Below are 6404 nucleotides of genomic sequence, written 5' to 3'. Positions count from 1 at the left end.
GCGGGCCCGCTCCAGCGCCCCCGTCCCGCCCGGAGGGCGGCTTCTCCGACACCGACAACGGCCCGCCAACCCGCGGTCCCGCCGCGACACTGGCCTCCGCCCTGTCTCACCTGCACCGCGTCAGCGGCAAATCGATCCGGGTTCTCAGTGAGGAGACCGGCATCAGCCCCTCATATGCCTCCCGAGTGTTCAGCGGCGAGCGGCTGCCCACCTGGAAGGTGACCCGGAAACTCGCGCTGGCCTGCGATGGCGAACCCGACGAACTGCGCCTGTTATGGAACGCCGCCCGCGGCTATCGGGTCGTCCGGCCCACCAGCCTGTCCGCGGCACTGCGCGGACTCCATCTGGCCGCCGCTCTCCCCGAACCCGACGTCATCCGCGCCCGCGCCGGCAACACCCTGTCCCTGGAAGACATCACCAGCATGCTCAACGGCTCCCGCATCCCCGACTGGCCCCGGGTCGACCACCTCGTGGACGCCCTGCGGGGCGAACCCGAAACGATCCGGCCCCTGTGGGAAGCCGCCCACCAGTCCCTCCCACCTACCACCGGCATCACCTATTCCAACCTGCCGGCCTCCGCCTTCGGATGACCAGGCTCGCGCCCACTACGCCAGTCACACCGACGGGAAGAGGCACCATGCCCGTGACACCGCCCTGCCCCACCCTGGTCCACCCCTCACGGCGACGTCCACGGGCGGCCACCGGCGGCGACTTCGCCGTCCCCATGGATCTGGCACTTCCCGCGACGTTCGTGGCTTTCTACGCGCTCCACCATGACCGTTACCTCGCCTACGCCCAGGCCCACATGCACCCCGCCGCCGCCAAAACCACCCTGCGCGAGACGTTCGGTGAACTGGCCACCCACTGGTCCGACATCCTCTGCCGACCCAATCCCGCAGCACACGCCTGGGACAGACTGGTGCGCCGCATACGACCCCGCGTCGGCACCATCGACACCAGCTCATCGCTCCAGTACCAGGTGATCATCCTTCACCGCGCGGGCTGCTCCGTCACCGGCATCGCCGACAGCACCGGGCAGGATCCGAACACAATCCGGTACCTGTTGCACGTCTGGACTCGCGACAACCCGTAACCCGCCCGGCCAGGAAGAGGCCCTGCTTGAGGCGGCGGTGACGACGCATCCGTACGCGTGGGCCGACAAGAATGGTCGCGGAGGGGTGTCGCCTCGCGGCGGGAAGGCTCCATGGGGCTTCAGCCGAACGATCGTCCCCATGGGCAATTAGTGAGGCCCGGGGACACTGTCCCCTCCGCAGCCACATACCTCCCAACAGCACACCATCCCGAAGTGTTCCCGGCCCGGCACATCGGGAAAAGACGAGCGCACGTGAGGCGCGACAGGAGTGCCGCCGTGAGGGTTGGGACGGCGCGCCGAAGCCGGTTGCCCGGCCTGAACAGACGCTTCAGCTCTTCTCGCCATGCCGTTACTCGAACAGGATGCTCGCATGGACGCATCGGTATGGGTGGCGGCGGTCTTCGGCCTGGCCGGCACGGGAATTGGAGGAGGACTTTCAGTCTGGTCCTCAGCGATGGCTCAACGGCAACAGGCAGCTCACACGCGAGAAGAGCAACGGCAGGCGCGTGCGTCCACGGCGATCGAGGCGGCGCTGGCCGAGCTGTTCGAAGTGCAGCGTGAAGCCCGCCGAGTCACCCCTGAGGATCAAGCGCGGTCACGTCTACTGCATGAGCGCATGCTGACCGTGCAGGTCCTGATGCAGCGTGTTCCCGATGCCGACCTCCGCACCCGAGTACGCGAGGACACCTTTCTCATGCCTCTTTCACCTCCCGACGACACCAGGACCAGACAAGAGCGCCGGGTCGACATCCTGTATCTCTCCGCCGACGCCATCGCCTGCCTGGGCGCCAACCTGCGCGGTGAACCAATCCCTCCACGTACGGACAGAGTCGAGGCCCTGCCCGATCTCTGGCCGTTCTTTCAGATCGGCTCCGACAGGGACACCTTCATCTACGAGGCGGAGGAATAGAGTTCCTCTGCCGGGCGGCTGCCGCAATCGCAGGCATGTCGCACCACACAATCGGGAGAATCGCGGCGAGGCGAGGCACTGACCGACCTCGAAACCATCGCGCGGCTCGAAGTGACACTGCACAAGCGGACCTCTGCCCGGCGGTCCTGGGAAGCGCCTTGTTGTGATGACGTGGTGGTAGTCGGTCGGACGGCTGCAAGCCATGACCAACCGCTCCGCAGCCCTGCTGAAGTGCAGTCCTCGGCCACGGCGACGAAACAGACGAGTTCGCGGGTCTCCGGTCGATCCGTACCTCCAGAGTATCGCCGGCTACCGAAACGGTCATGGCTCCTGCAGTGGCCTTGCTGGTCCACTGGAGTCGCGCACGCCGTGGGAAGCGTTTCCCGCAGAGGCGCACTTCGCCGGGAACCCACCGCAGGGCCCCGGAGATCACTACGAAATGGGAGCTCTCATGAGCGAGGAGCGCAAGGTTCAGGAGGTTCTGGCCCGCTATGTCCGCGCGACGGACCGGCGGGACGGCAAGGCGCAGGGTGCCTTGTTCACCGATGACGCGGTCGTGCGGATCCATATCAAGACCGGCCCCGACCGCTACGAGCCGTTCGGTGAGCCGCTGATCGGTGGGGCGGGCGTGGAGTTCGCGGTCACGAACTTCATGTCGCCGCACCCGGAGGGCGGTTCCAGTCACCACACCACCTCCGACCACATCATCGAGATCGACGGCGACCTCGCCCATCTGAACGCCCAGTTCGTCGTCTTCGCGGTGCAAGCCTCCGCACGCCCGGCCGACGGCTGGCCGGCCGGGGTCTCCGGGGCCCAGGGAACGGTGCGGTCGATCGAGTCCGGGTACTACGACACCGAGCTGCGCCGGATCGACGGCGAGTGGAAGATCGTCAAGCACCGTGTCCTGATGGACATGCCGATAGCCGTCCCGGGGGCGTGATGAAGGCGATGGTCTACCGCCGCTACGGCGGCCCGGAGGTCCTGGAGCTCGCCGAGCTGCCCGAGCCCAAAACCCACGTGGACTCCGTCCTGGTACGGGTACGGGCGACGGCGCTCAACCCCGCCGACCTGGCGCTGCAGGCGGGGGCGCTCGACGGCGCCGTCGAAACGTACTTCCCGGTCGTTCCCGGCTGGGACATCGCCGGAGTGGTGGAACATCCCGGTCTCGCGACGCCGGAGTTCGCCGCGGGCGACGAGGTCATCGGGTACATCCGCGGCGACGTGCAGCGCGCCCACGGAGGTATGGCCGAGCTGGTCTCGGCAGATGTGCGCACCCTCGTCCGCAAGCCCCGCACCATGAGCTTCGCCGAGGCCGCCGGCCTGCCGCTCGCGGGACTGACCGCCTACCAGGCCGTCGTACACACTCTGGCCGTCCGGCCGGGCGAAACCCTGCTCGTCCACGGAGCGGCCGGCGGGGTCGGCTCTCTCGCCGTCCAGATCGCCCGAGCGCGCGGAGCCCGCGTCATCGGCACCTCCTCCCGGCGCGACCACGACTATCTGCGCACCCTCGGCGTCGAACCGGTCGCCTACGGCGAAGGAAGCGCCGGCCGCGTCCGGGAACTCGTCCCGAAGGGAACGGACGCGGTCCTCGACACCGTCGGCGGCGGCGTGCTCGCCGCGACGGCGAGTGCCGCCCGCCTCGGCGCACGCACAGCGTCTGTCGTCGAGATCGGCGTACCGGGCGTCATACCGGTCTTCTGCCGTCTGGATCACACCGACTTCACCGCCTTGGCGGAGCTCGCCGAAGACGGTCGGCTCACCGTACGGGTCGGCGCCACCTACCCGTTGGAGCGCGCGGCCGACGCCCAGCACGCCCTGGCCGCCGGTGGCACTCCCGGCAAGATCGTCGTCGAGATCGCCTGACACAGGCCCCGGCTGCGGGACGACCGGCCGGTGGGCCGAAGACGACCCCTTGACCCCCAGTGAACGAAATACCGTCCAAGGGGATCTGTGAGATCCAGGGAGAGCGTAAAAGCCCAGGTCACTGAGGCGGATTCCGCGTCAGTCCGTACAGTCCGTGAGATATGTGTGTGAGAGACCGTGTGACCGCGAAGCCCGGCCGGTGAACGCCACCGCGCCGGGGCGACAGGTACCGTCACCGTGGATGTCCGCAAGCGGTACAACTGGGCGAACAGCGGAGGCGGCAGGTCTCGGGGCGACCTCGGTGTGGGGCCCTTCAAGCCGCTGCGGCAGTACGACATGGCTGAGGGCTGTCCCGTAATCTGAACTCGGCCGGGCTGGCTCGTGCCTCCGATGACGTCGGTCACCAGACGTTCGACCTCGGCTAGGAGAAATCGTGTTCCACCGCCTGCCCGGGACGCCGGCGTTGTTCGTGGGTGTGATGCTGGTCGAGGGTCTGGCCGCCTGTGATCCGGACGGCCTGCGCTCCGCCGAGCACGCCGGGCCCTGGATGGAGCAGGCCCTCGCCGCACTGGACGGCACCGGCTTGTCGGGGGCCGAGCGGATGGACGCGGTCGCCCTGCTGGCTGGTCACGTGCGCGGTATCGCCCAACAGGCCCGCGCGGCAGGCCCGGCGGGCAACCCCGAAGCGCAGCTCAGCGTCACGCTCGGGGAGCTGATGCAGGCGCACGGCGAGCACTACCCCGCCCTCACCGCCGCGCTGGACTCGGCGACCCAGCACGGCGGGCAGGATCAGGCACTGGAGTTCGGCCCGCAACGCATCCTGGACGGCTTGGGTCTGCTCATTGCGCAGCGTTCGAACTGACCAGTGCGGACCGGCCGTTCCGAACGCCGCCTGACCCGCGCCGCCGGCGTCTGCCCTTGGGTCGTCAGGTCCGGGGCGGTGGCGCACTCATCGCTGCCGTCAGGAACGTGATCGCCCATCGCCGGGCCGGGTCGCCCGCTACCGGGGACACGCAGCCAGGGGAGGGCTGATGGTGGACCTCCAGGCGGTCGACGGCCGTCACGGCAAGGATCCCCCGCATCCGGAACCACAGCTCCTCCGGGGAAAGGCCGGGCAATACGCGCGCGAAAGCTGCGAAGTAGCGCTCACGGACCGAGTCCTCGGCCGGGCCGGTCCAGCTTCGTACCTCCTCGGCCGGGTCGCTGAGGATCGTCACGAACAACCGGGACGTCCGGGCGCCGCCCTCGTCGCCGGCCGACATCTCGTCGAACAGCGGCCCCGCGAATGCCTCCACCAGTTCGCTGACCGGTGGGTCGGGGGTTCGGGCGAGCAGTTTGTCGAGCCCGGCGCACTGGGCAGCGTTGATGGGCTCGACCACACGGCGAGCGACCGCGGCCATCAACTCCGCCTTCGAGCCGAAGTGGTAGCCGACGGCGGCCAGGTTCGCTCCGGCGAGTTTGGTGATCGCGCGGACCGAGGTGCCACGGTATCCATGCTCGGCGAAGAGGCGCTCGGCCGCGTCGAGGATCTGGGTGCGGGTGTCTGAGGTCGCCACACGAGGAACTATACATATGATTGAATGAAACGAACGTTTGAATCAAACGAACGCATGAAAGAGGAGTGACATGAAGCTGCTCGTGTACGGCGCCGGAGTACTTGGCAGCCTGTTCGCCGCCCGCATGCATGAAGCCGGTCACGACGTCTCACTCCTCGCCCGGGGCGAGCGCCTGACCGCTCTGCGCCGGCACGGCGTGCAGCTCGCCGAGGGAAACAGCCCCGCTGTCAGGCGGATACCAGTACCGGTGGTCGAGCACCCGGACGGCGGGTACGACCTGACCACCGTCTTCGTCCGCACCCACCAGGTGGACACGGTGCTGGAGTCACTCGCCCGTGTCGAAGGCGACGTGCTGTTCCTCCACAACTGGGCGGCCGGCGCGCAACCGCTGGGCGCGGTGATCGGCCACGAACGGGTGCTGCTCGGCTTCCCCACGGCCGCCGGCACGATGGACGGCGACGTGGTTCGCTACCGCAAGACCAACTTCATGACCCGCCGGGTCGCGATGCCGATCGGCGAGCCCGACGGGCGCACCACCCCCCGACTGGAACGGATCGTGGAGACGTTTCGCACCGCTGGGATCAACGCCAAGGCCGAACCGCACATGGACGCCTGGCTCAAGACGCACGCCGCGTTCGAGGTCCCGCTCGGGCAGGCAGTCCACATGGCGGGCGGCCCGGTAGAGCTGGCCGACGATCCCGACGCAGTCCGCGGCATGCTCCACCTCATGCGGCAGAACCTCGCCGCCATGGCGACGCCACCGGTACCTCGCGCGTTCGCCGCGCTGCGGACTCTGCCGCAAGGTCTGCTCGTGACCGTGCTCCGGCGCTTCCTGAGGAGCCCGACGGCCGTGCACAGCGGACTCAACGCCCCCTCGCCCGCCACGACGGCCGAACTCGACCGGCTGGCCGAACAGCTCCGTACCCCTGCGGGAGCCCGCTGAACGACCCAGGACAGCGAAAACCTCACCACGCCGCACACC

General features: G+C 68.7%; 8 protein-coding genes. 7 read left to right on the top strand and 1 reads right to left on the bottom strand.

Features of this window, described 5'->3' with window-relative positions; translation table 11 throughout:
• From PV679_RS25830 to PV679_RS25805, 6 genes are all read left to right on the top strand, one after another.
• On the top strand, positions 1-590 hold a 590-nt coding region (locus PV679_RS25830; RefSeq protein ID WP_319682779.1), incomplete at its 5' end, for a helix-turn-helix transcriptional regulator.
• A 47-nt stretch (positions 591-637) separates the two neighbouring features.
• Positions 638-1093, top strand: coding sequence for a hypothetical protein (locus PV679_RS25825; protein ID WP_319682778.1), 456 nt, complete (start codon positions 638-640; stop codon positions 1091-1093).
• 370 nt (positions 1094-1463) lie between these two features.
• Positions 1464-2003 (top strand): hypothetical protein, encoded by a 540-nt coding sequence (locus tag PV679_RS25820; protein ID WP_319682777.1) that lies wholly within the window; start codon positions 1464-1466, stop codon positions 2001-2003.
• Positions 2004-2454: 451 nt separating this feature from the next.
• On the top strand, positions 2455-2943 hold the full coding sequence (locus PV679_RS25815; RefSeq protein ID WP_319682776.1) for a nuclear transport factor 2 family protein: 489 nt from the start codon (positions 2455-2457) through the stop codon (positions 2941-2943).
• Entirely contained in the window at positions 2943-3866 is a 924-nt protein-coding gene (locus tag PV679_RS25810; protein ID WP_319682775.1) for an NADP-dependent oxidoreductase, read from the top strand. Before PV679_RS25815 ends, PV679_RS25810 begins: the two co-directional genes overlap by 1 nt.
• 433 nt (positions 3867-4299) lie before the next feature.
• The gene (locus PV679_RS25805; RefSeq protein WP_319682774.1) at positions 4300-4728 is read left to right on the top strand and encodes a TetR/AcrR family transcriptional regulator C-terminal domain-containing protein; all 429 of its coding nucleotides are present in this window, start codon (positions 4300-4302) and stop codon (positions 4726-4728) included.
• Positions 4729-4792: 64 nt separating this feature from the next.
• Here the strand turns inward: PV679_RS25805 and PV679_RS25800 are convergent, their stop codons facing one another.
• Positions 4793-5422, bottom strand: coding sequence for a TetR/AcrR family transcriptional regulator (locus PV679_RS25800; protein ID WP_319682773.1), 630 nt, complete (start codon positions 5420-5422; stop codon positions 4793-4795).
• Positions 5423-5492: 70 nt separating this feature from the next.
• Here PV679_RS25800 and PV679_RS25795 point away from each other — a divergent pair, with 70 nt between their 5' ends.
• Positions 5493-6365 carry a ketopantoate reductase family protein gene (locus PV679_RS25795; RefSeq protein ID WP_319682772.1) on the top strand — a complete coding sequence of 291 codons (873 nt, stop codon included), beginning with the start codon at positions 5493-5495 and terminating at the stop codon, positions 6363-6365.
• Positions 6366-6404 lie beyond the last annotated feature (39 nt).

It is taken from the genome of Streptomyces sp. AK02-01A (genome assembly GCF_033795305.1).
Lineage (GTDB): Bacteria > Actinomycetota > Actinomycetes > Streptomycetales > Streptomycetaceae > Streptomyces.
This window is presented reverse-complemented; position numbering and strand designations above follow the sequence as displayed.